The organism is Pseudomonas sp. ES3-33 (genome assembly GCF_000952175.1).
GTDB classification, from domain to species: Bacteria; Pseudomonadota; Gammaproteobacteria; order Pseudomonadales; family Pseudomonadaceae; genus Aquipseudomonas; species Aquipseudomonas gregormendelii.
This window is the reverse complement of sequence record NZ_JZRI01000043.1, coordinates 1-26,995: the sequence shown is the minus strand read 5'-3', so window position 1 is coordinate 26,995 and position 26,995 is coordinate 1. Positions and strand designations below refer to the sequence as shown.

The 26,995-nt window shown below is 59.4% G+C and carries 28 protein-coding genes and 3 tRNA genes; 21 read left to right on the top strand and 10 right to left on the bottom strand.

All coding sequences use genetic code 11. The annotated features are described in order from the left end of the window. The first annotated feature begins 86 nt into the window (after nt 1-86). Nucleotides 87-1,097, top strand: coding sequence for a DNA-binding protein (locus UB23_RS05475; RefSeq protein WP_045058312.1), 1,011 nt, complete (start codon nt 87-89; stop codon nt 1,095-1,097). Here UB23_RS05475 and gorA read toward each other — a convergent pair. Both gorA and galU read right to left on the bottom strand, forming a co-directional pair. After that, nucleotides 1,094-2,452 carry a glutathione-disulfide reductase gene (gorA, locus tag UB23_RS05470; RefSeq protein WP_045058311.1) on the bottom strand — a complete coding sequence of 453 codons (1,359 nt, stop codon included), beginning with the start codon at nt 2,450-2,452 and terminating at the stop codon, nt 1,094-1,096. The two genes, UB23_RS05475 and gorA, sit on opposite strands and share 4 nt — an antisense overlap. Before the next feature lie 128 nt (nt 2,453-2,580). Continuing rightward, entirely contained in the window at nt 2,581-3,420 is an 840-nt protein-coding gene (gene galU, locus UB23_RS05465) for a UTP--glucose-1-phosphate uridylyltransferase GalU (protein WP_010460715.1), read from the bottom strand. A 281-nt stretch (nt 3,421-3,701) separates the two neighbouring features. On the opposite strand from galU, the gene UB23_RS05460 reads away from it, so the two are divergent. Both UB23_RS05460 and UB23_RS05455 read left to right on the top strand, forming a co-directional pair. Further along, the gene (locus UB23_RS05460; protein WP_045058310.1) at nt 3,702-3,893 is read left to right on the top strand and encodes a hypothetical protein; all 192 of its coding nucleotides are present in this window, start codon (nt 3,702-3,704) and stop codon (nt 3,891-3,893) included. 151 nt (nt 3,894-4,044) lie between these two features. Beyond that, nucleotides 4,045-4,326 (top strand): lipoprotein, encoded by a 282-nt coding sequence (locus UB23_RS05455; RefSeq protein ID WP_045058309.1) that lies wholly within the window; start codon nt 4,045-4,047, stop codon nt 4,324-4,326. Between the two features lie 11 nt (nt 4,327-4,337). Here the strand turns inward: UB23_RS05455 and UB23_RS05450 are convergent, their stop codons facing one another. Both UB23_RS05450 and UB23_RS05445 read right to left on the bottom strand, forming a co-directional pair. After that, entirely contained in the window at nt 4,338-4,568 is a 231-nt protein-coding gene (locus UB23_RS05450) for a hypothetical protein (RefSeq protein WP_045058308.1), read from the bottom strand. 72 nt (nt 4,569-4,640) lie between these two features. Continuing rightward, nucleotides 4,641-4,997, bottom strand: coding sequence for a hypothetical protein (locus UB23_RS05445; RefSeq protein ID WP_045058307.1), 357 nt, complete (start codon nt 4,995-4,997; stop codon nt 4,641-4,643). 210 nt (nt 4,998-5,207) lie between these two features. On the opposite strand from UB23_RS05445, the gene UB23_RS05440 reads away from it, so the two are divergent. From UB23_RS05440 to UB23_RS05390, 12 genes are all read left to right on the top strand, one after another. Beyond that, a complete protein-coding gene (locus tag UB23_RS05440) occupies nt 5,208-5,510 on the top strand; it encodes a DUF1883 domain-containing protein (RefSeq protein WP_045058306.1) in 303 nt (100 codons plus the stop codon). 35 nt (nt 5,511-5,545) lie between these two features. Further along, nucleotides 5,546-5,716 (top strand): hypothetical protein, encoded by a 171-nt coding sequence (locus UB23_RS29880; RefSeq protein ID WP_163019503.1) that lies wholly within the window; start codon nt 5,546-5,548, stop codon nt 5,714-5,716. A 49-nt stretch (nt 5,717-5,765) separates the two neighbouring features. After that, nucleotides 5,766-6,431 carry a DNA oxidative demethylase AlkB gene (gene alkB / locus UB23_RS05435; RefSeq protein WP_045058305.1) on the top strand — a complete coding sequence of 222 codons (666 nt, stop codon included), beginning with the start codon at nt 5,766-5,768 and terminating at the stop codon, nt 6,429-6,431. Nucleotides 6,432-6,518: 87 nt separating this feature from the next. Next, nucleotides 6,519-7,619, top strand: coding sequence for a bifunctional DNA-binding transcriptional regulator/O6-methylguanine-DNA methyltransferase Ada (gene ada / locus UB23_RS05430; protein WP_045058304.1), 1,101 nt, complete (start codon nt 6,519-6,521; stop codon nt 7,617-7,619). A 93-nt stretch (nt 7,620-7,712) separates the two neighbouring features. Next, nucleotides 7,713-8,774 carry an NAD(P)H-dependent flavin oxidoreductase gene (locus UB23_RS05425; protein ID WP_045058303.1) on the top strand — a complete coding sequence of 354 codons (1,062 nt, stop codon included), beginning with the start codon at nt 7,713-7,715 and terminating at the stop codon, nt 8,772-8,774. A gap of 230 nt (nt 8,775-9,004) precedes the next feature. Continuing rightward, complete coding sequence (gene modA / locus UB23_RS05420) at nt 9,005-9,772, top strand: molybdate ABC transporter substrate-binding protein (protein WP_045058302.1); 768 nt, start codon at nt 9,005-9,007, stop codon at nt 9,770-9,772. Continuing rightward, nucleotides 9,773-10,453: a molybdate ABC transporter permease subunit gene (gene modB / locus UB23_RS05415; RefSeq protein WP_045058301.1), complete on the top strand. Its 681-nt coding sequence runs from the start codon at nt 9,773-9,775 to the stop codon at nt 10,451-10,453. It begins immediately after the preceding gene. Between the two features lie 3 nt (nt 10,454-10,456). Continuing rightward, complete coding sequence (gene modC / locus UB23_RS05410) at nt 10,457-11,536, top strand: molybdenum ABC transporter ATP-binding protein (RefSeq protein ID WP_045058300.1); 1,080 nt, start codon at nt 10,457-10,459, stop codon at nt 11,534-11,536. A gap of 75 nt (nt 11,537-11,611) precedes the next feature. Then, complete coding sequence (locus UB23_RS05405; protein ID WP_045058299.1) at nt 11,612-12,658, top strand: DNA topoisomerase IB; 1,047 nt, start codon at nt 11,612-11,614, stop codon at nt 12,656-12,658. 140 nt (nt 12,659-12,798) lie between these two features. After that, nucleotides 12,799-14,481: an ABC-F family ATP-binding cassette domain-containing protein gene (locus tag UB23_RS05400; RefSeq protein ID WP_045058298.1), complete on the top strand. Its 1,683-nt coding sequence runs from the start codon at nt 12,799-12,801 to the stop codon at nt 14,479-14,481. A gap of 44 nt (nt 14,482-14,525) precedes the next feature. After that, nucleotides 14,526-14,783 (top strand): hypothetical protein, encoded by a 258-nt coding sequence (locus tag UB23_RS05395; protein WP_082069131.1) that lies wholly within the window; start codon nt 14,526-14,528, stop codon nt 14,781-14,783. Between the two features lie 112 nt (nt 14,784-14,895). Then, nucleotides 14,896-15,126: a hypothetical protein gene (locus UB23_RS05390; protein ID WP_045058296.1), complete on the top strand. Its 231-nt coding sequence runs from the start codon at nt 14,896-14,898 to the stop codon at nt 15,124-15,126. A 574-nt stretch (nt 15,127-15,700) separates the two neighbouring features. On the opposite strand, the gene UB23_RS05385 is transcribed toward UB23_RS05390, so the two are convergent. After that, nucleotides 15,701-15,787, bottom strand: a tRNA-Leu gene (locus UB23_RS05385). A gap of 692 nt (nt 15,788-16,479) precedes the next feature. On the opposite strand from UB23_RS05385, the gene UB23_RS05380 reads away from it, so the two are divergent. Next, nucleotides 16,480-17,562, top strand: a complete 1,083-nt coding sequence (locus UB23_RS05380; protein WP_045058295.1) for an acyltransferase family protein — start codon at nt 16,480-16,482, stop codon at nt 17,560-17,562. Nucleotides 17,563-17,635: 73 nt separating this feature from the next. Here the strand turns inward: UB23_RS05380 and UB23_RS05375 are convergent. The 5 genes from UB23_RS05375 to gacA all read right to left on the bottom strand — a co-directional run bounded on the left by UB23_RS05375 (nt 17,636) and on the right by gacA (nt 20,955). Next, nucleotides 17,636-17,709 (bottom strand) — tRNA-Cys (locus UB23_RS05375). 47 nt (nt 17,710-17,756) lie between these two features. After that, nucleotides 17,757-17,832, bottom strand: a tRNA-Gly gene (locus UB23_RS05370). 63 nt (nt 17,833-17,895) lie between these two features. Then, nucleotides 17,896-18,456, bottom strand: a complete 561-nt coding sequence (gene pgsA, locus UB23_RS05365) for a CDP-diacylglycerol--glycerol-3-phosphate 3-phosphatidyltransferase (RefSeq protein WP_045058294.1) — start codon at nt 18,454-18,456, stop codon at nt 17,896-17,898. A gap of 32 nt (nt 18,457-18,488) precedes the next feature. Further along, complete coding sequence (gene uvrC, locus UB23_RS05360) at nt 18,489-20,312, bottom strand: excinuclease ABC subunit UvrC (RefSeq protein ID WP_045058351.1); 1,824 nt, start codon at nt 20,310-20,312, stop codon at nt 18,489-18,491. A gap of 1 nt (nt 20,313) precedes the next feature. Next, entirely contained in the window at nt 20,314-20,955 is a 642-nt protein-coding gene (gene gacA, locus UB23_RS05355) for a response regulator transcription factor GacA (protein WP_082069126.1), read from the bottom strand. Between the two features lie 679 nt (nt 20,956-21,634). Between gacA and UB23_RS05350 the strand changes: the two genes are divergently transcribed. The 5 genes from UB23_RS05350 to UB23_RS05330 form a co-directional block, all read left to right on the top strand. Continuing rightward, entirely contained in the window at nt 21,635-22,702 is a 1,068-nt protein-coding gene (locus tag UB23_RS05350) for a 3-deoxy-7-phosphoheptulonate synthase (protein WP_045058292.1), read from the top strand. Nucleotides 22,703-22,919: 217 nt separating this feature from the next. Further along, nucleotides 22,920-23,201 carry a peptidylprolyl isomerase gene (locus tag UB23_RS05345; RefSeq protein ID WP_045058291.1) on the top strand — a complete coding sequence of 94 codons (282 nt, stop codon included), beginning with the start codon at nt 22,920-22,922 and terminating at the stop codon, nt 23,199-23,201. Nucleotides 23,202-23,337: 136 nt separating this feature from the next. Next, nucleotides 23,338-25,206: an extracellular solute-binding protein gene (locus tag UB23_RS05340; protein WP_045058290.1), complete on the top strand. Its 1,869-nt coding sequence runs from the start codon at nt 23,338-23,340 to the stop codon at nt 25,204-25,206. Further along, on the top strand, nt 25,206-26,267 hold the full coding sequence (locus UB23_RS05335) for a microcin C ABC transporter permease YejB (protein WP_045058289.1): 1,062 nt from the start codon (nt 25,206-25,208) through the stop codon (nt 26,265-26,267). The genes UB23_RS05340 and UB23_RS05335 overlap by 1 nt, the downstream gene beginning before the upstream one ends. Then, the coding region (locus UB23_RS05330; RefSeq protein WP_045058288.1) for an ABC transporter permease at nt 26,267-26,995 on the top strand (729 nt) is incomplete at its 3' end. The genes UB23_RS05335 and UB23_RS05330, both read left to right, overlap by 1 nt.

Genomic DNA, 26,995 nt, shown 5'->3' with positions numbered 1-26,995 from the left:
TATTCAAGAATTATCTCTGATTATCGAATCATGGTACAATTGATTTTTAGTGGTATGTACCACAGTACGAAATCGTAGGAGAGCTCATGGCTCGCGGCGGCATTAACAAAGCAGTGGTTCAAACGGCACGCCTGGCAATCCTTGCCCGGGGCGAACACCCGAGCATTGACGCTGTACGCATAGAAATGGGCAATACCGGCTCAAAGACTACTATTCACCGATATTTGAAGGAGCTCGACGACGCTGCCGAGCCTGTAGATGCGACCAGCGAACCGATCGATGACGAACTCGCAGGGCTGGTAGCCCGCCTCGCCCAACGGCTTAAAGAGCAGGCGCAGGAGCCCATTGACCAGGCTCGCACGCAGTTCGATCAGCAGAAAAAGGCGCTGGATGCACAGCTGGCCCAAGCGATGGAAGCCAATACCGAGCTGCAACAGCAATACGAAGTGCAAACCCTGGCCCTCACCCAGGAATCGGACACTCTGCAGAACACGCTCGCGTTATTGCAGACCGAGCAGACACGCAACGCGGGACTCAACCAGGCGCTGGCAGATTTCGAATTGCGCTTGCAGGACAAGGATGAGCAGATTCGCTCTCTGGAAGAAAAGCACCTGCACGCCCGCGACGCGCTGGAGCACTATCGCAACGCGGTCAAGGAACAGCGTGAGCAGGAGCAGCGCCGCCATGAAGGGCAGGTACAACAAATTCAGATGGAGCTGCGCCAGGCCCAGCAGAGCGCCTTGATACGCCAGGACGAAATCACGCAGCTGCATCGGGACAATGAACGCCTGCTGACGGAGAACCGTGGCACGCTGCGTGAGCTGAGCCTGATGCAGGAACAGCTCAAGCACACGCATAACCGCCAGGATCAGTTGCTGGAGCAAGTCAACCGCATCGACAGCGAGCGCACCCTCCTCCAGGAACGCCTGCGCGCAGCTTTGCTGGAAAGCCAGTCGCTTAAACAGAGCGTTGAAGATCAGTCGCAGCTCAACAAGGGATTGGAAACAGAACTGCAAAAGACCCGGGCGAGCCTTGATGAAAGCATGCGCCTGGCGGCTGCCATTGCGACAGCCCCAGACGCTGCAACAGCCGATTAACGATCGACCGGCGTACGCATGGTGACGAATTCTTCGGCGGCCGTCGGATGGACGCCGATGGTTTCGTCGAAGTCGCGCTTGGTCGCACCGGCCTTCAGTGCGACCGCCAGACCTTGAACGATTTCACCGGCATCGGGCCCGACCATGTGACAACCCAGCACCTTGTCGGACTTCGCGTCGACCACCAGTTTCATCAGGGTGCGCTCCTGACACTCGGTCAAGGTCAGCTTCATCGGGCGGAAACGGCTTTCGTAGATCACCACTTCATGCCCGGCGTCCCGCGCCTCTTCCTCGGTCAAGCCGACAGTACCGATGTTCGGCAAACTGAACACCGCGGTCGGGATCATTTTGTAATCCACCGGACGGTATTGCTCGGGCTTGAACAGGCGTCGCGCTACCGCCATGCCCTCAGCCAGCGCAACAGGCGTCAGCTGGACCCGACCGATGACATCACCCAGCGCCAGGATCGACGGCTCGGCGGTCTGGTATTGCTCGTCAACTTCGACGAAGCCTTTCTGGTCGAGCTTGACGCCCGTGTTTTCCAGCCCAAGGTTATCCAGCATCGGCCGGCGGCCCGTGGCGTAGAAAATGCAATCGGCTTCCAGCTCACGACCGTCCTTGAGGGTGGCCTTGAGACTGCCATCGGCCTGCTTGTCGATGCGCTCGATGTCGGCGTTGAACTGCAGGTCCATACCGCGCTTGGTCAGCTCTTCCTGCAAATGCTTGCGCACCGCGCCGTCGAAGCCACGCAGGAACAGGTCACCGCGATACAGCAAGGTGGTGTCGGCGCCCAGCCCGTGGAAGATCCCGGCAAACTCGACGGCAATGTAGCCGCCACCGACTACCAGCACGCGCTTTGGCAGCTCTTTCAGGAAGAATGCCTGGTTGGAGCTGATGGCATGCTCGTGCCCCGGGATTTCCGGGACCTGCGGCCAGCCGCCGGTAGCGATCAGGATGTTCTCCGCGGTGTGGCGCTCGCCGTTGATCTCGACCGTATGCGGATCAACGATCTTGGCATGGCCCTCGTGCAAGGTCACACCGCTGTTGACCAGCAGGTTACGGTAGATGCCGTTGAGGCGATTGATCTCGCGGTCCTTGTTGGCAATCAGGGTCGCCCAATCAAATTTCGCCTCCCCAAGTGTCCAGCCGAAACCGGACGACTGCTCGAAGTCCTCGGCAAAATGCGCGCCGTAGACCAGCAGCTTTTTCGGCACGCAGCCGACGTTCACACAGGTACCCCCCAGATAACGGCTCTCGGCCACAGCCACCCTGGCCCCAAAGCCGGCAGCGAAACGCGCAGCCCGTACGCCACCGGAACCGGCGCCAATCACATAAAGGTCAAAATCGTAGGCCATCTTCAATCTCCTCGGCAGGTCAACAGCATACCTGCACACGCATGCTGGGCAAGTACTGGGCTTTTATTTGGGGGCTGAAAAAGAAAAAGCCACCCGAAGGTGGCTTTCATTACAAGCAGGCCTGGCTATCAGTAAGCCTTGCCAGTCTTGTAGAAGTTCTCGAAGCAGAAGTTGGTTGCGTCGATGTAGCCTTCGGCACCGCCGCAGTCGAAACGCTTGCCTTTGAACTTGTAGGCCATCACGCAGCCGTTTTGTGCCTGTTTCATCAGGGCGTCGGTGATCTGGATTTCACCACCCTTGCCTGGCTCGGTTTGTTCGATCAGATCGAAGATGTCCGGAGTCAGGATGTAGCGACCGATGATCGCAAGGTTCGACGGCGCATCTTCAGGTTTTGGCTTTTCAACCATGCTGTGAACGCGGTAGATGTCGTCGCGGATCATCTCACCGGCGATCACGCCGTATTTGTGAGTCTCTTGCGGATCAACTTCCTGGATGGCCACGATCGAGCAGCGGAACTGCTTGTACAGCTTGACCATCTGGGTCAGTACGCCGTCGCCTTCAAGGTTCACGCACAAGTCATCCGCCAGTACCACGGCGAAGGGTTCGTCACCGATCAGCGGACGGCCGGTCAGAATGGCGTGGCCCAGGCCTTTCATTTCGGTCTGGCGGGTGTAGGAGAACGAGCAGTTGTCGAGCAACTTGCGGATGCCGACCAGGTATTTTTCCTTGTCGGTGCCCTTGATCTGGTTTTCCAGCTCGTAGCTGATGTCAAAGTGGTCTTCCAACGCGCGTTTGCCGCGACCGGTCACGATGGAGATTTCGGTCAACCCAGCGTCCAGGGCTTCTTCAACGCCGTACTGGATCAGTGGCTTGTTTACCACCGGCAGCATTTCCTTGGGCATGGCTTTAGTCGCTGGCAGGAAGCGAGTACCGTAACCGGCTGCTGGGAACAAGCATTTCTTGATCATAAAAGTCCTTGTAAGGGCTGTGTGTACGAGTTTCGGCGCAGTCTAATCAGGCGGCGGGCACCTTACAATGCCCCGCACTGGCTAACCGATGCCATCATAGAGAAATATTCTGTCGGATAGTTCCCCAGAACAGTTCGCCTCCTAATAGATAGCAGAAAAGCTGGACGCTGTGCGCCGAGGGGAAAATCGGCGCGCAATCGCACCACCATACGCCCATCAGCACCCGGTGAGTGCATTTGGCGTTATCATTGCCCAATTGAACCAGCCAACGAGGCAGATACATGTCGGAAGCAAAAATAGTCAACGGTTACCAGATCAAGCAAGTCAAGCCTGGCGAATGGCGAGTGGCGGGTGCCAACGGTGAAGATGTCGGCGCCGGGGCCTTTCCGACCGAGGCAATGGCAATCGAGGTAGCATCGGTACTGGAGCTGGAACACGCCAGTACTGGCCGACGTGGCAAAGACAAACGCTGATCAGTAGCTGCCGCACCCAAGCCCTGACTCGCGCAGGGCTTTTTTGCGACGCCTGTTTTAGATAAGACGGCAATAAGTGGCCTTTGGCTATAACCTTTTGATGCCAGCGCTGTCACAGGCTTAGCCCCATCATCCTGACGACGACAACGACATGAATAAATTTTTGCCACTGATTGCAGTATTGGCCCTGAGCGGCTGTGCCACTTCTGAAACCACCTACCTCAATAACGGGGAACAAGGCCTGGCCATCGACTGTTCCGGAGAGGCCAATTCCTGGGCCACCTGCTATGAAAAAGCCGATGCCTCCTGCGCCGGCACCGGCTACCGGATCGTCGGCACCGACGGCACTCCTTCGTTGAAGGAAAGCGACAAGACCCTTGGGGTGGACGTCGGCAACTTCAAAAACCGCAGTGTGGTGGTGGTCTGCAAGTAAGGCACCCTGCCCTACATGTGGATTTCCGCAAATTTGATCCCGAGGCCGCGAACGGTCTCGATCAGATCGTCGAGACGGCTGAAGGACTCGACTTCGTCGTTATCATCCACCAGAAAGTAACTGCGCCCGGCGCTCTTCTTGAAAAAAACGATCCACTCTCCCGAGTTCGCCGGATTCTGAATCACATGGGTGGCCGAAATACTCCCTTCGGCGTGACGTTCCCGTACTTGCTCTCGCTTCATGCTCGACTCCAGAAATGACAATGCCGCCAAAGCGTCGCTGAGGCGGCATCAGTGCTGACCGGCGGTATTCTATCAGCCGGAAATGCAGGCAGTTGCAGCGTTACGCACATCCTTGGGACGCAACGGCACATTGGAAATGCGCTCGTGCAGCTTGATGCTGCTGCCACTGGAACGGTCCTCGATATCAAATACGGCGGCCGGCCCCGAGGAAAACTTCTGCGGTACGATAACCCGCACGCCATCCTTGTGCGGCTCAACCTGCAAGGCGCCACGGCTGCTGGCAAGCTTTTCGGTCAGGCACTGCGCATATTCATGGGGTTTCTTGCCGGAGATCACGCTCATGGTCGGCAGCGTTTCATTGATCTCCGAAACACTTGCGCAACCACTGATCACCAACGCCAACGGCAGTAACCCTACACCCCACTTCATATAAAACCTCCGATAAAGACCCTCCGACAGCACAAATGCTGTTTTTCTCCGAGGCTGCCTGCGTTAATCGCTGATTGATGTCCAAAATTCTGCATTTATTGCCAAAGTGGACCAAGGCGACCGGATAATAACCTGTTCGGGCTGATAAACTGCGCCAATTGCCCAGCTATCGTTTTGATTTTGTAGAAAAAGCCCTTCTGGAGGCGCCTCATGAAATTTATCCACCAGCGCGAGCACCTGAATGAAGACGACATCGTCGTCATTCAATGCTCGCAAACCTGCAACATCCGCTTGATGAACGACGCCAACTTCCGCAGCTTCAAGAATGGTGGTCGCCACACGTACCACGGCGGCGCGTTCGACACTTTCCCGGCGCGCATCACCGCACCGAGCACCGGTTTCTGGAACATCACAATCGACACGGTGACCAACCGGGCGATCAGCGTGACCCGCAAGCCGACCCTCACGCACTCGATCAAGATCATCCGCCGCTCCAGCTCGAAACTGAGCTGAGTGGCATTTCCACCTCCCGACTTGCAGGTATGACCGTGGCCCAGACGACCAAGTACGTCATTAAATACAAGCTCAACGGCGAACGCCGGTTCGAGTTCGCCCAGCTTGAAAACGGCACTGCCGAAGAAGCCAAGGCCGCGCTGGACGTGATTCACGGCCAGGGCGAAGATGTCATCAGCGAGATCAGCGTGAGCAAGGCGCTGTAACGCCGGCATCTCCCGAATCGCTGATCATCGTCTCGATGAGTGACCACCTATGAGCTCTGTCACCCTGGACCTGTTCGCCGACCACGAACCTGAGCAACAGCCAAAGCGCGAGCAAATTGCCGAACAATCCTGGGTGCTGCGGGGTTTCGTCCTGCCCTGGCTTGAACGCTTGCTGCCGGAGCTGGATGATGTCCTCGCGGCCGCGCCTTTTCGGCAGATGGTCACCCCAGGGGGCTTCACCATGTCGGCCGCGCTGAGCAGCTGCGGTACCTGGGGCTGGACCACCGACCGCAGTGGCTATCACTACAGCCGCCAGGATCCAGCGAGCGGCAAGCCCTGGCCGCCAATGCCCGAGGTGTTTCTTCACCTGGCCCAGGCAGCCGCCCTGGAAGCTGGGTTTGCAGGCTTTGTCCCCGACTCCTGCCTGATCAACCGGTATCCCCCCGGCGCGAAAATGTCATTGCACCAGGACAAGGACGAGACGTCCATGGCAGCGCCAATCGTCTCGGTATCCCTCGGGTTGCCGGCGGTCTTCCTGTTTGGTGGATTCGAACGCGGTGACAAATGCCAGAGGGTGTCGCTGTTTCATGGCGATGTGGTGGTATGGGGCGGTGTCGATCGCTTGCGCTATCACGGGGTATTGCCTATCAAGGACGGTCAGCATCCACGGTTGGGGGAGCAGCGCATCAACTTCACCTTCCGGGCGGCGCGGTGAGCCTTTCGAGTTCAATCGCAAGCCGCGGAGTGTTGCGTAGGACGCAACCTCCTAAGCTGGATCAAACCCTTCCATGCAGGTGAAGTCATGACCACTCCTTCGACAACTGGCCCCATCGAGGATGACCCCCGCTGGGCTGCCGTGGTTGCGCGCGATCCGCGCGCAGATGGACAATTCGTCTACGCGGTGAAAACCACTGGCGTCTATTGTCGCCCCAGTAGCCTGGCGCGCTTGCCCAAATCGCAGAATGTGCAGTTCTTCGATACTGCCGAGCAAGCCCAGGCCGCAGGATATCGCCCAAGCAAAAGGGCGGCGAAGGATCAAAGTGATCTCGCCGCGCAGCATGCCGCGACTGTAGCAGCGGCGTGCCGCCAGATAGAAACCGCCGAGCAAGTGCCGGTGCTCATTGACCTCGCCTCGGCTGCAGGCATAAGCAGCTTTCACTTCCATCGTGTGTTCAAGGCGATCACTGGCCTGACCCCCAAGGGTTATGCCGCCGCCCATCGTGCCCGCAAGGTGCGCCAGCGCCTGGCCGATGGCGGCTCGGTCACTGAGGCGCTCTACGACGCCGGATTTAACTCCAATAGCCGCTTCTACGCAGCGGCGGATAGTGTACTGGGCATGAAACCAACCGATTACCGTGCCGCCGGCCAGAACAACGACATTTTTTTTGCCGTGGGCCAGTGCTCACTCGGCGCGATCCTGGTGGCGCAAAGCGAGCGCGGGGTGTGCGCGATCCTGCTGGGGGACGACCCGCATCAGTTGGTGTGCGATCTGCAGGATCGATTTCGGCAGGCCAACCTGCTGGGGGCTGACCATGCGTTCGAGCAGTTGATTGCCAAGGTCGTCGGCTTCATCGAAGCCCCGGCCCTGGGCCTGGATTTGCCCCTGGATGTGCGCGGCACGGCGTTTCAGGAGCGGGTATGGCAGGCGCTGCGGGATATTCCGCCGGGTAGCACCGCCAGCTATGCTGAAATTGCCCGGCAGATCGGCGCCCCGAAAGCCTTCCGGGCGGTAGCGCAGGCGTGTGGCGCAAATCATCTGGCAGTGGCGATTCCTTGTCATCGCGTGGTGCGCAGTGACGGCGACCTGTCGGGGTATCGGTGGGGCGTGGAGCGCAAGCGAGAGTTGCTCGAGCGCGAAGCACGCCCCGAATCTGCTGTTGGACATGAGACTTGTTTGAAATGAGCGCTGCGCCAGCACTGGCCTTGGCGCCGCGATTGCTGGTACAAATCCGCCCCGACTGTCCCTGCCCTGCCCACCCGCCGGAGAGCCCGCAAAATGAGTCAATGGCCAGATACCCGCATCCTTGACCTGCTTGGCATCGAGCTGCCGATCATCCAGGCGCCCATGGCTGGCGCGACGGGTGCGGCCATGGTGATCGCGGCGAGCAACGCCGGAGGCCTGGGGTCCATGCCCGCAGCCCTGTTGAGCACCGACCAACTGCGCGAAGAACTGAAGGCCATTCGCGCGCAGACCCAGCGCCCGATCAACGTGAATTTTTTCTGCCATCAACCACCCGTGGCCAACGAACAAGGCGCCCGGGACTGGAAGAATCTGCTGGAGCCTTATTACCGCGAACTGGGCGTGGACTTCGATGCGCCGACGCCGGTGTCCAATCGCGCGCCGTTTGATAGCGCGACATGCGAAGTCATTGAAGAACTGCGCCCGCAAGTGGTGAGCTTTCATTTTGGCCTGCCGGAAAAGTCACTGCTCGACCGCGTCAAGGCGACCGGCGCAAAAGTGCTGTCGTCCGCTACTACGGTCGAAGAAGCGATCTGGCTGGAGCAGAACGGTTGCGACGCGATCATTGCCATGGGCAATGAAGCGGGTGGTCATCGCGGCATGTTCCTCAGCGACGACCTGAGTAGCCAGGTGGGTACATTCGCCCTGGTGCCGCAGATTGTTGATGCCGTGAAAATCCCGGTGATCGCCGCAGGCGGCATCAGTGACGCCCGTGGCGTGGCGGCGGCGTTCATGCTGGGAGCGAGCGCGGTGCAGGTCGGTACCGCCTACCTGTTCACCCCGGAAGCCAAGGTCAGCGCCTCTCACCACAAGGCATTGCGCACCGCCAGGGAAAGTGACACGGCCGTGACCAATCTTTTCACCGGCCGCCCGGCACGGGGCATTCTCAATCGAGTGATGCGCGAGCTGGGGCCTATGAGTGACAAGGCCCCGGCCTTTCCGCTCGCCGGGGGTGCGTTGATGCCATTGCGCGCCAAGGGAGAAGCCGACTTCAGCAACCTCTGGGCAGGTCAGGCGTTTCCCCTCGGGAAGGAGCTGAGCACGGCAGAGCTGACCCGCAAACTGGCAGAGGAAGGGTTGGCGAAACTGATCCACTAGACCTCAAGCCGCCGCCATCCCTGTAGGAGCTGCCGCAGGCTGCGATCTTTTGATCCTCGTGGTTTAGAGATCAAGATCAAGATCAAAAGATCGCAGCCTGCGGCAGCTCCTACCGGGGTCGATCTGGGCAACATGTATACAATCGAGTTCCGTTTGCGGGTTTTTCGCTATATATTTCCCTACATAGCGTTTAGTCCCCACTGCTGTACCTGCCCGTCACGGAGCCGTTCATGACCCCTCGCGCCTCACGTTTTGCCCCTGCTGCCCTTATGAGCCTGGTGGCTGTCTGCACGGTTGGATCGGCCCAGGCCGAAGAAGTCCAGGTCGCGGTCGCGGCCAATTTCACCGCCCCCCTCCAGGCGATCGCTGCCGATTTCGAGAAAGACACCGGTCACAAGCTGATAGCTGCCTACGGTGCCACCGGCCAGTTCTACGCCCAGATAAAGAATGGCGCGCCCTTCGAAGTGTTCCTGTCAGCCGATGACAGCACGCCGCAGAAACTTGAAAACGAAGGCGATACCGTCAAGGGCTCACGTTTCACTTACGCCATTGGCACCCTGGCGCTATGGTCGGCCAAGGACGGATACGTCGACAACCAGGGCAAGGTCCTTAGCGATAACCAGTATCAGCATCTGGCCATCGCTAACCCGAAAGCTGCGCCGTACGGGCTGGCAGCTACCCAAGTGCTGGCCAGGCTGGGCCTGACCGATCAAGTCAAAGCCAAGATCGTCGAAGGCCAAAACATCACCCAGGCTTACCAGTTTGTGTCCACCGGCAACGCCGAGCTCGGTTTCGTCGCCTTGTCGCAGGTTTACAAAGACGGCAAAGTGTCCGGCGGCTCGGCCTGGATCGTTCCGGGCGACATGCACGACCCGATCAAGCAGGACGCGGTGATCCTCAACAAGGGCAAGGACAATCCAGCCGCCAAGGCGCTGGTTGACTACCTCAAGGGGCCCAAAGCCGCTGCCGTTATCAAATCCTACGGTTATCAACTTTAAATGAGCCTGACCAGTGCCGATTTTGCTGCCATCTGGCTGACCCTGAAACTGGCGTCGCTGACGACGGTCATCCTGTTGGTGATCGGCACTCCGATCGCGTTGTGGCTGTCGCGTACCACCTCCTGGCTACGCGGTCCGGTCGGGGCGATCGTCGCCCTGCCCCTGGTCTTGCCCCCTACGGTGATTGGTTTTTACCTGTTGATCGCGCTAGGTCCCCACGGCGTTGTCGGCCAGCTCACCCAATCACTCGGGCTCGGCACCCTGACCTTCAGTTTTGCCGGCCTGGTGATTGGCTCGGTGCTCTATTCCATGCCATTCGTGGTGCAACCCCTGCACAATGCTTTTGCCGCTATCGGTACGCGGCCACTGGAAGTGGCCGCGACGCTGCGGGCCAATCCCTGGGACACTTTTTTCAGCGTGATCCTGCCCCTGGCACGTCCCGGTTTCATCACGGCAGCCATTCTGGGCTTTGCCCATACGGTCGGCGAGTTCGGAGTCGTACTGATGATCGGCGGCAACATTCCGGACAAAACCCGGGTGGTCTCGGTACAAATCTACGACCATGTCGAAGCCATGGAATACGCCCAGGCCCATTGGCTGGCCGGGGCGATGCTGGTCTTTTCGTTTGCCGTGTTGCTGGCGCTCTACTCCAGCCGCAAGACCCGTGCGGGCTGGAGCTGATCGATGATTGATATGCGCTTGAAACTGGACTATCCGGGGTTTGCCCTGGACGTCGACCTGCAATTGCCCGGCCGTGGCGTGACGGCGCTGTACGGGCATTCCGGCTCCGGGAAGACCACCTGCCTGCGGTGCATCGCCGGGCTGGAGAAGGCTGGTCAGGCTTTTATCCAGGTCAATGATGAAGTCTGGCAAGACAGCGCGAAGAGGATTTTCGTGCCAGCACACAAGCGCGCCCTGGGCTACGTATTCCAGGAAGCGAGCCTGTTTCCGCATCTGTCGGTGCTGGCCAATCTGCAGTTCGGCCTCAAGCGCATTCCCGCCTCCCAGCGGCGGGTTGATATGACGCACGCCACCGATCTGCTGGGCATTGGCCATCTGCTCGATCGTCATCCGCACAACCTGTCGGGCGGTGAGCGCCAGCGCATCGGCATAGCCCGCGCATTGCTCACCAGTCCCCGGCTGCTGTTGATGGACGAGCCGCTGGCGGCGCTCGACAGTCAGCGCAAGAACGAGATCCTGCCGTACCTGCAGCGCTTGCACGACGAACTGGAAATCCCCGTGCTGTACGTCAGCCACTCACAGGATGAAGTGGCGCGCCTGGCCGATCATATTGTTCTGCTAAGCGATGGCAAGGCCCTGGCCAGCGGCCCGATCGGCGCCACCCTGGCGCGTCTCGACCTGCCGCTTGCACTCGGTGACGACGCTGGCGTGGTGATCGAGGGCCAGGTCAGCGCCTACGATGCCCACTACCAGTTGCTGACGCTGCAACTGCCCGCCAGCGACATGAACATTCGCGTGGCGCACTCGCCAATGACCCTGGGCCAGGCGCTGCGGTGCAAGGTGCAGGCGCGGGATGTCAGCCTGAGCCTGAACGCCGCCGAGCACAGCAGCATTCTCAATCGCCTGCCCGTCACGGTAATCAGTGAAATGCCCGCAGACAATGCCGCTCACGTTTTGATACGCCTGGAAGCCGGTGGCACGCCGCTGCTGGCGCGCATCACTCGTTACTCCCGGGACCAGTTGGGTGTGTACCCCGGCCAGCAATTGTGGGCGCAGATCAAGGCGGTGGCGGTGCTGGCTTAAATTCGCCGGCACCACTGCGATTGCGTGCGGTCAATCGCTGTAACGGCCAATTGATTGCAAGCCAGGACTACCGCCATGCCCGATACCGATCTGCCCGTTGCGTTGCCTCCCGACCTGCACTATGTCGATGACACGCAACCTGGAATCACCCGCAGGAAACTACGCGGCAAGTTCTGCTACTTCGACTCGACCGGCCAGCGCATCACCGATCCGGACGAGGTCAAACGCATCAATGCCCTCGCGGTGCCGCCGGCCTACACTGACGTGTGGATCTGCGCCGATCCACGCGGCCATCTGCAGGCGACCGGACGTGATGCACGGGGTCGCAAGCAGTATCGTTATCATGCGCGCTGGCGCGAAGTACGCGACGCCGACAAATACTCACGCCTGAGAGATTTCGGCCTGGCTTTGCCCAAGTTACGCAAGCAACTTGAAGCACTGCTGGAGGCTCCCGGCTTCAGCCGCGACAAGGTCATGGCCACCGTAATAACCTTGCTTGACGCGACACTGATCCGCGTCGGTAACACCCAGTACGCCCGGGACAACCGCTCCTACGGCCTGACGACCCTGCGCAGCCGCCATGTTGAAGTCAATGGCAGTGCGATCCTGTTCCAGTTCCGCGGCAAGAGCGGCGTAGAGCATCAGATCACCGTCAAGGACCGGCGCCTGGCGCGAATCATCAAGCGCTGCCTGGAGATACCCGGACAGAACCTGTTCCAGTATCTGGACGAAAACGGTGAGCGCCACACGGTGAGTTCTTCAGACGTCAACGCCTACCTGCAAACGCTCACCGGCGCCGACTTCACCGCCAAGGATTACCGCACCTGGGCAGGCAGCGCGCTGGCGTTGTCGGTGTTGCGCGAATTGCACTGGGAGCCGGAATCGGACGCCAAGCGCCACGTGGTTGAAATGGTGAAAAATGTCGCCAAACAACTGGGCAATACCCCGGCGGTGTGCCGTAAGTGCTACATCCATCCGGCGGTACTGGAGCATTTTCTCCTCGGCGCCCTGGCTGAGCTGCCGAGGCCCAGAACCCGCAAGGGGCTGCGAGCCGAGGAAGTCGGATTGGCCATGTTCCTGGAGAAAATGGTCGAAGCCACGCAGAATGGCGACTTGCGATAACCCTCGAAGGGCGAGTAGGCTAGCCACCTCCGCTCTCTCAGGTTGACCTTTGACGTGAATAACTAAGCCGTCCAGAAATGTGTTCGCGACAAGCCGCCCACGGCGCTTGTTGATCTTCTCGACATTTTCCGGAGGTGCCGATGACTCACGTCACGCGTCTGCCTGCACTCGTTTCCCTGAACCAACTGGGCTTTCAATTCGCCGATGGCGAGACAGTTTTTCACGACCTCAATTTAAGCTTTGATCACGTCCACACGGCCATCGTCGGTCGCAACGGCAGTGGCAAGAGCGTGCTGGCGCGCCTGATTGCCGGACAGCTGCAACCCTGCTCGGGCACCCTGACGGTCCAGGGTCAGGTGGCCTATGTGGCGCAATCGTTTACCGATGCACCGGGACACACCGTCGCCGATGCCACCGGTACTCGTGAAGTGTTGCAAGCGTTGGCCAGAGTCGAGCTTGGGCACTTCGACGAGGCGGACCTGCAAGCCCTGGCCGGGCGCTGGGACCTGGCTGCCCGCCTGCGCAGGCAACTCGACGAGGCGGGGCTTTGCCACGTCAACCCGGATACGCCCACGCACACCTTGAGCGGGGGTCAACGAGCGCGGGTCGCTCTGATCGGTGCGTTTCTGGGTGAGGCACAGCTGATCGTCCTGGATGAGCCCACCAACCACCTGGACGATCAGGGGCGCGGTTGGCTGACAAATCAGTTTGCACAGTGGCGCGGTGGCCTGATCGTGGTCAGCCATGATCGACACCTGCTGAGCGGTTTTGCCCGAATCGTCGAAATCAGCCCACTCGGCGCCAGGCTCTTTGGCGGTAATTATCGCGAGTTTCAGGCGCAGCGAGAGATTGAACAAGCCGCGGCACGCGCAGAGCTCGATCAGGCCCGCGCCGAGCGCAAACGCGAGACCAGCCGCCTGCAGCGCGAGCATGACACTGTGCAGCGACATGCTGCCGCCACCCGAAGAAAAGCGGACATCGCCAACGTCTCGGGCTTCGAGCGGGGAAAAATCAAGAGCGCGGCCAGGGATGCCATGGGTCCGGTTCGCCAGGGGCATCAAGCGCGCAAAGACGGCCTGGCGGCCAGGGTGCGCGATGCCAGCGCCAACGTTGTGGTCCAGGAAAGTGTCCTGGTCAACTTGCCCGGCAGCCGGGTGCCGGCCGGTCGTCAGGTACTGACACTGGTCGATGTGCACCTGAACCACGCCGGAACTGCCCAATACGCAGTGGAGGACATGGGCCACGCCGCTGCAGGAACGGCCGCCGGCCTGACCTTGGCCATCGCAGGCCCGGTACGCATCGCAGTCAGCGGGCCCAACGGTTGCGGTAAAACCACCCTGTTGCGCACGCTGGCCGGGCACATCGCCCCGCGTAGCGGTCAGTGCCTGACCCACGTCCCGAGCGCCTTGCTCGATCAGCACCTGGCACTACTCGATGACCAGCGCTGCGTGCTGGAACAACTGCATGCGCTCGATACCCCGATACCAGAAGACAGGCTGCGTAACCACCTGGCGCACTTACACCTGAACGCCGACCGAGTCACGCGACCCAGTTGTTCGCTGAGCGGCGGCGAGCGCCTGAAGGCCGCCATCGCCATCGCGTGCTGGGGCAAGACGCCTGCGCAGTTACTACTGCTCGATGAGCCTACCAACCACCTTGACCTTGAGTCCGTGGAAGCTTTTGAGACAGCCCTGCAGAATTTTCCCGGCGCGATTGTCGCAGCCTCCCATGACGCACATTTCCTCGCCGCGCTGGCGCCGACCCACCTCCTCAAATGGCACCCGCAGGGCTGGTTGCTGGCCCCGAATATGCCGGACTCGTAGAGCTTTGGCCCCGCGGATTTTTTGCACGATTGCAAATGGCTTCTATAGTTGATGTGAACAAGAATCTGCGCGGTGGAGCCATGGAAGACATATTCGTCGTCAAGCGGTGCAACAAGATCATCATCCACGGACGCCGAGCCGGTGAAGTCAGCCATGCGCCACCCGATGCCTCGGTCTGGTACAGGGTGACGGACACTCGCACCCGCGGCTTCATCGGCGACGGATTCGATCTGGAAGAAGACGCGCGCCGTGAATGTCAGCGTCTCAACGACAGGTCCCGTGTGACGGTCCGACAGGGCTGAAGTACGGGTCTATACTTGAAGCGCTGACGGAGCGGCGTACCCATCGACAGACTGCTCGCACCTTGCGGGTTGTTTGCTGCCATTTACCAGGTTTCTTGAACGGAGGTGTGTCATGTCCGAAAAAGAGTCCATCACCACCCTGCTTACCCTGCTTGATTCACGCCAGGCGCGACTGGCGGCTGCGTGCAAGGAAATTGCCGACTGGGTTGATCATCAAGGCGGGCACCCAACTGCCCTGCGAATCCGCGATCGGCTCAATGACATTGAAAAAGACACGCCGCTGATCCGCAACACCCTGTCCTCACTGCGACCGGTTGACAGGCCGTTGCCGCGCTTCAGGTAGTAAGCACTGGACGCCCCGATGAAAGCGCTGTTCTGATTCAGGACGCATTAACGGCGACGTCACCGTGTGCGTCCTTACCCGATTTTGGTTGACCTCTGTTTAACCGCTGAGTCTTGCGCCAGTTTTTTCACGCCTCTTTCACATCGAGTGCCCTACAGTGAATTCACTCCTTTGATGAATCCCCTTGGCCCGCCCGCATGCGGGTCATTTTTTTGCCTGGGATTCAGTGGGCGCCCAATCCAATGGAACGAGCCCGTTAGGCGCTTTTCAAATTCCATATGCCCCCGAATTGGCTTTGGGACGCTTCGCAGAGGCAATCCCGAGTAACAGAAAACTCCTGCTTTTGCTCGCCTGCCTGAGCCCAGGTGTCGTGGTAGCCCCGTTCTATTACGGAGCCGAGAATTTGCGGCAATCTAAAATCGACTGCAAGAGCGGCGGTGGCAGCTGGAAAGCCAAGTAGCAGCTGCGCCTCGCCCGGCCTGGATCATCGACCCTCACGCGAAAGGCGAGGTGTTTATGGAGGCGCAACAAAAAGGGCCTGCATGAAGTATCTCATGCAAGCCCTTGATATATATGGTGCCCGAAGCCGGAATCGAACCGGCACGCCCTTACGAGCGGGGGATTTTAAGTCCCATGCGTCTACCAGTTTCGCCATTCGGGCGGTAGCGCGGTCAAGCAGCCTGAATTTCACCAGTCACTCCTGGCAGATCCGACGCTTGTGCAGCAGAGGTGGGAATATATACATCCCGACCGCGTGAAGCAAGTTCACAAGCCTCTTTTTCGAGACTAAATCTTGCAATCTCGCTGGTTAAATCTCTTGGCAAATCATGGATCTACAGCGCAATACTCGAGCAGCAGGTGCAGTCGCGCGCTGGCGAGGGAGACCTGCAACGGTTCCAACGTGTGCTCCACCCCCGGCTGATTGCGCCGAAAAGCACCGGATGGGCTTAAATTGCATAGTGGCTGTTTACGAAACACCGGTGTAGCACTTACCACTCACTATTGATGTACTGAGTACTGAGATTATTTTCTGGCGTCATTATTGAGTCGATCGTCCATTCGTCACAACTCCACAAACCGCCTTGCTCTTTCAAAGAGCGCTGCTAACGTGTTATCACGCCGCGCGATTTGGTTAAGTCGTCATCTCGAGGATGGCAACTATCATTAGCCGCCATGTTGGCGTGTTGTCTATGACAACTCGATGCTATGCAACTGTTTAACGCTCGGTTCTTCGATTGTTTGCTTTGCACGTATTACTGCCAAGCGTATTTGTATTATCAGACTGCGCCAGCCATATCGCCTTCCCCTCTGATTCGACGCCACCTTCCGAGCCACACTGATCAGGGTCTCGCCATGAATTCCTCGCTGCAGGCTCCAACCGACAAGCTCGAAAGCGTTCAAATGCTGCGCGCTATCGCAGCACTCGCCGTGGTGTTTTTTCATATTCCGTTGTTTCGCAATGGCGACTGGGGCGTTGATATCTTTTTTGTCATCAGCGGTTTTATCATGGCCATGGTCACCGCTAAATCAGGCAACCACTTTTTTATTAAAAGAATTATCCGTGTCGTTCCGTTGTATTGGCTCGGCACCCTCGGTGTATTCGCAGTTGCCTTGTTGCTGCCGAGCTTGCTCGACAACACTACGGCCGATGGCGTCGGGGTGCTTAAATCGCTCTTCTTCATTCCGTACCAGAAAGGCGAGTACGTTCAGCCGCTGTTGTACTTGGGCTGGACTCTGAACTACGAAATGTTCTTTTATGCCTTGTTCGCCACTTCCATGGCCATCAGCCACCGTTATCGCCTGCTCATTTGCTCGGCCCTGCTTCTGGCCTTAGTGGTGGCGGGCCACCTGGTGGCGTTTGACGCGCTAGTGGCCCAGTTCTACACACAGCAGATCCTCGCCGAGTTCGTCCTTGGCATGGGCTGCTACGCTTTCTACGCCCGCACCGCCACGTGGCGTGCCGACGGCACGACTAACGGCGCGCGCACTGTGCTCATCCTGATCGGCCTGGCTGCTCTGGTGTACATGCCCTTTGCCGTTGACTTGACCCACTGGCTGGGACGCGGGCTGGCCTGGGGTATCCCGGCTGCAGTTGTATTTCTCACACTGGTGCACGGGTTGTCGGGGCTGAATTTGCCTGGGTGGGTGGTATTGATCGGCGATGCCAGTTACTCCCTGTATCTATTCCACCCGTACGTACTGAAGGTCTTCAACAAGGTATTCCATGTTTTCGACGAGCCTGGCGCCCTCGCCTACCTGATGACGCCCGTAAGTATCGCTCTGTGCTGCATCGTGGCAATCGGTATTTACCGCCTGGTGGAGCTTCCAATGACCCATTGGCTGCGGGTCATGTTAATCGACAGAAGGAAGCTGCCCAGCCAACCGCCGGTCTTGCCCATGGGGACGGTGGGCCATAAAAGCGGCGTGGAAGGCTGATACGCTCAACCACCGCACTTTCCCGAAGCCAAAAAAAAACCCGTAACTCACTGAGTTACGGGTTTTTTAATAGTGGAGGCCGAGGTCGGAATCGAACCGGCGTAGGTGGATTTGCAATCCACTGCATAACCATTTTGCTACTCGGCCTCAAAACATTTGGTGTCGTGTAGCGCAACATCAAATGTGTACAAACTTGGAGCGGGAAACGAGACTCGAACTCGCGACCCCGACCTTGGCAAGGTCGTGCTCTACCAACTGAGCTATTCCCGCGTCTTGGTGTGGCGCATTCTATAGAATCCAGAAGCCCCGTCAACCCCTTGATTCAAAAAAGTTTTATTTCTTTTCAACCTCGGTCTTCAGATGTGGCCAGGCAGCCCGCAGGTACTGGACCATCGACCACAAAGTCAGGCCGGCAGATATCAGCAACAGCGCGTAACCCACCAGCACCCAGAAGGTGAAATCCGATGGATTGGCCAGCAGGATCACCAGCGCGAGCATTTGCGCGGCGGTTTTCCATTTGCCCAGGTTCGACACCGCCACATGAGCGCGGGCGCCGAGTTCAGCCATCCACTCGCGCAATGCCGAAACGACAATTTCACGACCGATGATCACGGCTGCTGGCAGCGTGAGCCACAGGTTGCCATGCTCTTGCACCAGCAGCACCAGCGCGACAGCAACCATCAGCTTGTCGGCCACGGGATCGAGAAACGCCCCGAACGGTGTGCTTTGCTCCAGACGGCGGGCCAGATACCCGTCCAGCCAGTCCGTCGCGGCGGCAAATGCGAACACCGACGCGGAGGCCATATAGCTCCACTGGTAAGGCAGGTAGAACAGCAAAATAAAGATCGGGATGAGCAGGACGCGTAGAACGGTAATCAGATTAGGGATATTCATCGGCACAACTGGCTACGAGGTGAGGTGGCATTCTACTCGCTGTGCAGATTTGCATAAATCAACTCTGCGAGCTTTTTACTGATTCCGGGTGCTTTGGCGATCTCTTCGATGCTGGCACGAGACAGCTCCTGCAATCCACCAAAATGTTTCAACAAATCACGACGACGGGTTGGCCCGACTCCGGCTACGCCTTCCAGCGTAGACGTCCGACGGGTTTTACCACGACGGGCACGGTGACCGGTAATAGCAAACCGGTGGGCTTCGTCGCGAATCTGCTGGATAAGGTGCAGCGCGGGGGAATCGCCGCGCAGGGTGAACTCATGGGCGGCGTCGTTGAGGTACAGGGTTTCAAACCCTGCCTTGCGGGTTGCGCCCTTGGCCACGCCCAACAGGATGAGGTCCGGCACCGCCAGTTCATTGAGCACGTCCCGGGCCATCGACAGCTGGCCCTTGCCCCCGTCCACCAGCAGGATGTCCGGCAGCTTGCCGTCCCCGTCCTTCAGCTTGCTGAAGCGCCGGGTCAGGGCCTGGTGCATGGCCGCGTAGTCATCGCCTGCAGTCACGCCTTCAATGTTGTAGCGTCTGTAGTCGGACTTGATCGGCCCTTCGGGGCCGAACACCACGCAAGACGCCACGGTCGCTTCGCCGCTGGAGTGGCTGATGTCGTAGCACTCCAGGCGTTGCGGCGGCTCGTCCAGGTTCAGTACTTCTGCCAAGGCATCGAAACGTGCTGCAACATGTTGCCGGTTGGCCAGCCGTGCGCCCAGGGCCTGTTCGGCATTGGTCACCGCTAATTGCTGCCAGCGCGCTCGGGTGCCACGCACCCGATGACTGATGGACAACTCACGACCACGCAGCTCTTCAATGGCGGCGATCAATGTCGGAAAGTCTTCGTGAACCACGTTGACGATCAATTCGCTGGGCAAGTCGCGTTCGGGACTGCTGATGAAGTAGTGCCCGAGAAAAGCAGCCATGACTTCTGAAACGTCTTCGTCGATACCCACCTGCGGAAAGAAATTCTTGCTGCCCAGGACCCGGCCTCCGCGCACGCTGATCAGGTGCACGCAAGCACCGCCCGGGTTGACGAACGCGGCGATGACATCCACGTCGCCGGTGCCGCCTTCCATGCTCTGCTGGTCCTGAACCCGGCGCAGCAGGGAGATCTGGTCGCGCAGCTCAGCCGCGCGCTCGAATTCGAGATTGATCGCGGCTTCTTCCATTCCCGCGGACAATTCATCGGTCAACGCATTGCTGCGCCCCTCCAGGAACATGACCGAGTGCCTGACGTCTTCGGCATACACATCGGGCTCCACCAGGCCGACACACGGTGCCTTGCAGCGCTTGATCTGGTACTGCAGGCACGGTCGCGTGCGGTTCTTGTAGTAGCTGTCTTCACACTGGCGAACAAAAAAGGTCTTCTGCAGCAAACTCAAGCTTTCGCGGATGGCGCCGGCACTGGGGTAAGGACCGAAGTACTTGCCCTTGGCTTTTTTTGCGCCGCGATGAATGCTGAGCCTTGGAAACTGACCATCCGAAAGGAACACATACGGATAGGACTTATCGTCGCGCATCAGGATGTTGTAGGGCGGTCGCCATTCCTTGATCAACGTCTGCTCGAGCAACAGCGCCTCGGTTTCGTTGGCCGTGATGGTCGTCTCGACCTGGGCAATACGCGCTACCAGCGCGGCCGTCTTTGGTGCGAGCCCGGACTTGCGAAAGTAGCTCGACAGCCGACTCTTGAGGTTCTTGGCTTTGCCGACGTAGAGCAGGCGCGCATCGCTGTCGAACATGCGATAGACACCGGGGCGCCCACTGACCGTGGACAGAAAAGCGCTGGGATCGAAAGTTTCAGTCATTTCAGAGGCTGGCATCGACCATGCCGTGACGAACCGCCAACAGCGTCAACTCGACGTCACTGCTGATCGAAAGCTTTTCGAAAATGCGGTATCGGTAGGTGTTGACGGTTTTCGGGGACAGGCACAATTTATCGGAGATGATCTGCACCTTCTGGCACCCGACAATCATCAGCGCAATCTGGATTTCCCGCTCGGACAAGGCGTCGAACGGTGAATCGCTGGTGGGCTGGAACGATTTGATCGCCAGTTGCTGGGCAATTTGCGGACTGATGTAGCGCTGCCCGGCAAACACCAGGCGGATGGCCTGGACCATTTCCGGCAGCCCGGCACCCTTGGTCAGGTACCCCGCCGCCCCGGCCTGCAACAACCGGGTAGGGAACGGATCTTCCTCGCACACGGTCACCGCGACCACCTTGATGTCGGGATGGCTGCGCAACAGCTTGCGCGTGGCTTCAAGGCCGCCGATACCTGGCATCTTGACGTCCATGAGGACCACATCGGGTTTCAACTCGCGCGCCTTGAGCAGGGACTCTTCCCCTGACTCGGCCTGGCCGACTACTTGCAGGCCATCGATGTCAGCCAGCATTCGTGTAATGCCTGTACGAACGAGATCATGGTCATCGACTACTAGCACCCTAATCAAGCAGACACCTCACGCAATGGTCTTATTGGTTGCCGGACACCTTAGCAAAAAGCGACTCCCAGACCTAGCGCCAAGCGCCAACTAAAAAGTTTCAATTCGTCTTGGGAGGCTTGTCGTCTGCGCGTTTCAGCGAATCCTGCGACCGCGCGCAATTTCTGATTGAAACCGCCTGCCCGCCTCTAGTAAGCTCCCTGCATCCATCGGAGACAGACCATGACAAACACCCTTTCACAGCTTCGTACCGCCAGCGCCCTGCGCTCGGTTGCGGCTGCCCGGGTGAATGACGCCTGCGCTCCGGTCAGCTTTTATTTTGGGTATTGGTTTAGCCACTGGCGCGCCTGATACCCACACGGCGCCCACTTGAAACGGGTCGCCACCAGAGATTTCTCAACCCCCGGTCGGCCTCCCGACCGGGGGTTTTGTTTTTTCAGCTCCACACATTTTTTAGCGTCATACCAGACACCACGAGGATTACCCAATGAACTACGCCACTTATTACCGTTACGACATTTTTACCGCCTGGCGATTTACCAGCCTCCGCTCGGGACAGCCTGCCGCCTCCGATCGGTCACCCACAGGTGGCAAGCACACACACGCAGCCAATCCGGCTAATTGTCGAACACCCCAGTAGGGCCGAGCGCGCGGGAACGAACCCGCCCCTCGTCCAGGAAGCCTGAATATGAACTCGTCCGTCTCCGCCATGCCGCTGTCCACCCTGAGCCCTGCCAACGAAGCGCTGACACTGCGCCTGCCGAGCTCATTGCAACTCAAACAGCAATTGCCCCTCAGCAACACCCTGACGCAGCAAGTCGCCGCCCATCGCGACGCAGTCCGGGCGATCCTCAACGGTGAAGACTCCCGTTTGCTGGTGATCGTCGGTCCCTGCTCGATCCATGACCCGCAATCAGCCCTCGAATACGCCGCCCACCTTGCACGCCTCGCCACGGAAGTCAGTGACGAGATGCTGCTGGTCATGCGCGCCTACGTCGAAAAACCACGTACGACCGTTGGCTGGAAAGGCCTGGCCTACGATCCGGAACTGGATGGCAGCGACGACATGGCCGGCGGCCTGGCGCTGTCGCGGGAATTGATGCGCGAAATGATTCGGATCGGTTTGCCGGTCGCCACCGAGTTGCTGCAACCGATGGCGGCAGGCTACTTCGAAGACCTGCTGAGCTGGGTGGCCATAGGCGCGCGGACCACTGAGTCGCAGATACACCGGGAAATGGCCAGCGGCCTGAGCATGCCGGTCGGTTTCAAGAACGGCACCGATGGCGGCGTCGGCGTCGCCAGCGACGCGATGCGCTCAGCCGCCCACCCGCACCGCCATTTCGGCGTTGACAGCCAGGGGCACCCGGCAATCATCCAGACCCCGGGCAATCCGGACACTCATCTGGTGTTGCGTGGGGGCCATAGCGGCCCGAATTACGATCGCACCAGCGTGGCCCAGGTGAACAGTGACCTCAGTCGCTTGAAGATCCCGACCCGGATCATGGTCGACTGCAGCCACGCTAACAGCGCCAAGGATCCGCTACGGCAACCGGCGGTGTTCAATGATGTGCTCGAACAACGGCTGCAAGGCGACCGCTCGCTGATTGGCATGATGATCGAAAGCCATTTGTTCGAAGGCTGCCAGCCACTGGGCGCGTCCCTGCGTTATGGCGTGTCGGTCACGGATGGGTGCCTGGGTTGGAGTGCAACCGAGCAATTGCTGCGCGAGGCGGCGCAAAAGCTGCGTAGGAGCTGAGTAGGAGCTGACGAGTGAAACGAGGCTGCGATCTTTTGACCCTGCGTCTTTACATGCCCACACACCCATTTTCGCCGTAACGAATCTGACCACAGCTCCGAACCGGCGGACTGCCTGCGCCAGGCCGCCTCATAGAACCGATGGAACTTTGAGAAGAATTGGGCCACTGAATCCGGTAGGCTCACCACTTTACTGAACATTGATTGGAGTTTTTCCCATGCCTAAAGCTACTGCCCGTCACATCCTCGTTGCCAGCGAAGCCAAGTGCAACGAACTGAAAACCCAGATCGAGGGCGGCGCAGACTTCGCCGAAGTCGCCAAAGCCAACTCCACTTGCCCTTCCAGCCGCCAGGGTGGCGACCTCGGTTCGTTCGGCCCGGGCCAGATGGTCAAGGAATTTGACACTGTAGTGTTCAGCGCGCCGATCAACACGGTGCAAGGCCCGGTCAAGACCCAGTTTGGCTATCACCTGCTGGAAGTGACCAGCCGCCAGGACTGATCAGTCCGCGCAGCTTTCACCACGACGGCCCGCCCTTTGGTGGGCCGTTGTGTATGGGACGATCAATTCGGCTGGCGAGGGATGCGCCGCTAGCGTACAAATTACGGTTATCGACCGCCCGGCTCTAAGGCTGACAATGCGACTGGCTTTCCCTACTGTGCTATTCACTGCCGTGGCCCTGTTGTTTGGCGCCGCCGGTGTGAATGCAGCACCGCAACATGCACTGACCGTGTACGGCGAACCCGCCAAGTATCCTGCCGGCTTCAGCCACTTTGCCTACACCAATCCCCTGGCCCCAAAAGGCGGCACCTTGCGCCGTTCGGCGGTCGAGATCGGTCACTTCGACCACATGCTGCCGTACATCGACAAAGGCATCGGTGTCACGCAGATCGACGGCATGCTCTACTCGCCCCTGGCCCAGCGCTCGATGGACGAGCCCTACACCGTGTATGGCCTGGTAGCGCAACAAATGGAACGCTCTGATGACGGCCTGTCCCTGCGTTTCTACCTGAACCCGAAAGCGCGTTTCGCCGATGGCACGCCCATCACTGCCGAAGACGTGCGCTATACCTTCGACCTGCTGATGACCCAGGGCAGCCTGCGCTATCGCAGCCAGTTCGCCGACGTCAAAGGGGTGGAGATCGAATCGCCGCTGACGGTTCGGTTCGATTTCAAGAGTAACGAGAACCGCACCCTGCCCCTGGACATCGCTACCCTGCCGGTATTTCCCGAGCACTGGTGGAAGACTCGCGACTTCGCTGGTGGTGGCGGCTACGAGGCACCACTGGGCAGCGGCCCCTACAGGGTCGGCAAAGTCGATTCCGGGCGCAGCATCACGTTCGAGCGCAACCCCGACTGGTGGGGCAAGGACTTGCCGGTGAGCCGTGGGCTGTACAATTTCGACCATTTCAGCATCGAGTATTTTGGTGATACCGACGTGGCGCGGCAGGTGCTGCGCGGCGGCGCCTATGACTACAACCGCGAGTTCTCCGCCACGGGTTACTCCATTGGTTATGACAGCCCCGCCCTGCGCGACGGCCGATTGCAAAAAGCCCACCTGGCTACCCAGGCACCGCAACCGAGCCAGGGTTTCGTGTTCAATTTGCAAAACCCGATGTTCCAGGATCGGCGCACGCGCCAGGCATTGGCCATGCTCTGGGATTTCGAATGGAGCAACCGGCAGATGATGCGCAACCTGTATATACGCCAGCAGAGCTTCTTTTCCAACACCGAACTCGCCGCCCGGCATCTGCCGGACGCTGCGGAACTGGCGATACTCGAGCCGTTGCGCGGGCAGATACCCGACGAGGTGTTCACCCAGGTGTTCGAAGCGCCGAAAACCGATGGCAGCGGAGTCATCCGCGACAAACAGTTGCAGGCCCTGGAGCTGCTTGAACAGGCCGGCTGGAAACCCGAGGGCGATCAATTGGTGAATGCTGAAGGCAAGCCGCTGAGCTTCACCTTCCTTGTCAGCCAGAACGGCATTGACCGCTTGCTGCTGCCTTACAAGCGCACGCTGAAGCAGATCGGCATCGACTTGAACATCCGCCGCATCGATGCCTCCCAGTACGTCAACCGCCTCATGAGCCGTGACTACGACATGATCGTCACCGGTTACCCGGTCACTACGTCACCCGGTGGCGAGCTGCTCAACTATTTCGGCTCGGCCTCGGCCAACGACCCGGGCGCCAACAACTACATGGTGCTCAAGAACCCTGCGGTGGACAGTTTGGTGAACGGCCTGATCCGCGCCTCGACCCAGGCCGACATGCTGCGCTACGCCCACGCACTGGACCGGGTACTGCAGTGGAACTACTACTGGATCCCCAACTACTATCCGCCGGGCACTTCCACCGTCTGGTGGAACCGTTTCGGCATGCCCAACGAGCAGGCGAGCAATGACGAAGCCATCGAAAGCTGGTGGGAAATGAGCACCACGCCCCTGACCAACCAACAGATGACCGCCGAGCGCATCAGCCGCAGCAAACCCGGAGGGCCGCATTGATGTGGGCTTATACGTTACGGCGTCTGCTGCTGATCATTCCAACCCTGGTGATCATCCTGCTGGTCAACTTCGTCATCGTTCAGGCCGCACCTGGCGGTCCGGTCGAACAGGCCATCGCGCACCTGCAAGGCATCGGCGGTGCGAGTGTCGGCGGCGGTTCCGGCGATGCACCGTCGGGCAGTTCCCGGGCCAGTCGCGGGCTCGACCCGCAATTGATCAAGGAAATTGAAAAACAGTACGGTTTCGACAAACCGGCCCATGAGCGGCTGTGGCTGATGCTCACCAGCTATGCGCGACTGGACTTCGGCAAGAGCTTTTTCCGCGGCGCCACGGTCACCGACCTGATCCTGGAGAAGATGCCGGTCACCATCTCCCTGGGCCTTTGGGCCACGCTGATCACCTACCTGGTGTCGATCCCGCTGGGCATCCGCAAGGCGGTGCACCACGGCAGCCCATTCGATATCTGGAGCAGCACCGCGATCATCATCGGCTATGCGATGCCGGCGTTCCTGTTCGCGATGTTCCTGATCGTCGTGTTCGCCGGTGGCACCTCACTGAACTGGTTTCCGGTGCGGGGCCTGGTCTCGGACAACTTCGAATCGCTGTCCACCGTGGGCAAGATCGCCGACTACTTCTGGCACCTGGTGCTACCGGTCACGGCGCTGGTCATTGGCGGGTTCGCCCCCCTGACCATCCTGACCAAAAACTCCTTTCTCAACGAAATCACCCGCCAATACGTGGTCACCGCACGCGCCAAGGGCATGAGCGAACGCCGGGTGCTGTACAGCCATGTGTTTCGCAACGCCATGCTGCTGGTGGTTTCGGGCATTCCCCAGGCGTTCATCAGCGTGTTCTTCGCCGGCTCGCTGCTGATCGAGGTGATCTTCTCCCTTGATGGCCTGGGCCGCATGAGTTACGAAGCCGCCGTCTCGCGGGACTACCCGGTGGTCTTCGGCTCCCTGTTCATCTTCACGCTGTTTGGCCTGCTGATTAAACTGATTGGCGACCTCTGCTACACCCTGGTCGACCCCCGTATCGACTTCGCCGCGAGGAACGCCTGATGTTCAAGCTCTCGCCGCTGGGTCGTCGGCGCTTCGAACGCTTTCGCAAAAATCGTCGCGGCTGGTGGTCGTTATGGCTGTTCATCGGTCTGTTCCTGCTGACCCTGGGCGGCGAACTGATCGCCAATGACAAACCACTGGTGGTCAGTTACCAGGGCGAACTGTATTTCCCGGCCTTCAAGCGCCACACCGAGCAGGAGTTCGGTGGGCAGCTGCCGTTTCAGGCCGATTACCGCAGCGAATATGTGCAGAAACTGATTAAAAAAGATGGCGGCTGGATGCTGTTCCCGCCCATTCCCTTCAGCGCGGACACCCCTAATTACGACCTGAGCAAACCCGCCCCCAGCCCGCCTTCGAGCGAGAACTGGCTGGGCACTGACGACCAGGCTCGCGATGTGTTGGCCCGGGTGATTTTCGGTGCGCGGGTGTCGATTCTGTTCGCCCTGATGTTGACCGTGGTCAGTGCGCTCATCGGCATTGCCGCCGGCGCCTTGCAAGGTTATTACGGCGGTTGGGTAAACATGTTTGGCAGCTGCATGCCGGAGGTGGGGGGCTGGTTGCCGGTGTTGTTTCTTCTTCTGAATGTTTCGGGGGTTGTCGGGCCCCATTTCTGTTGGCTTCTTGGGACCATTGCGCTCTTTTCCTTGGTGGCCCCTTTCGAACTGGTGGGGTTCCGGGTACTTCGCCTGCTCGATCTCTTTTACATTAGCGCTGCGCGTGAGCCTGGG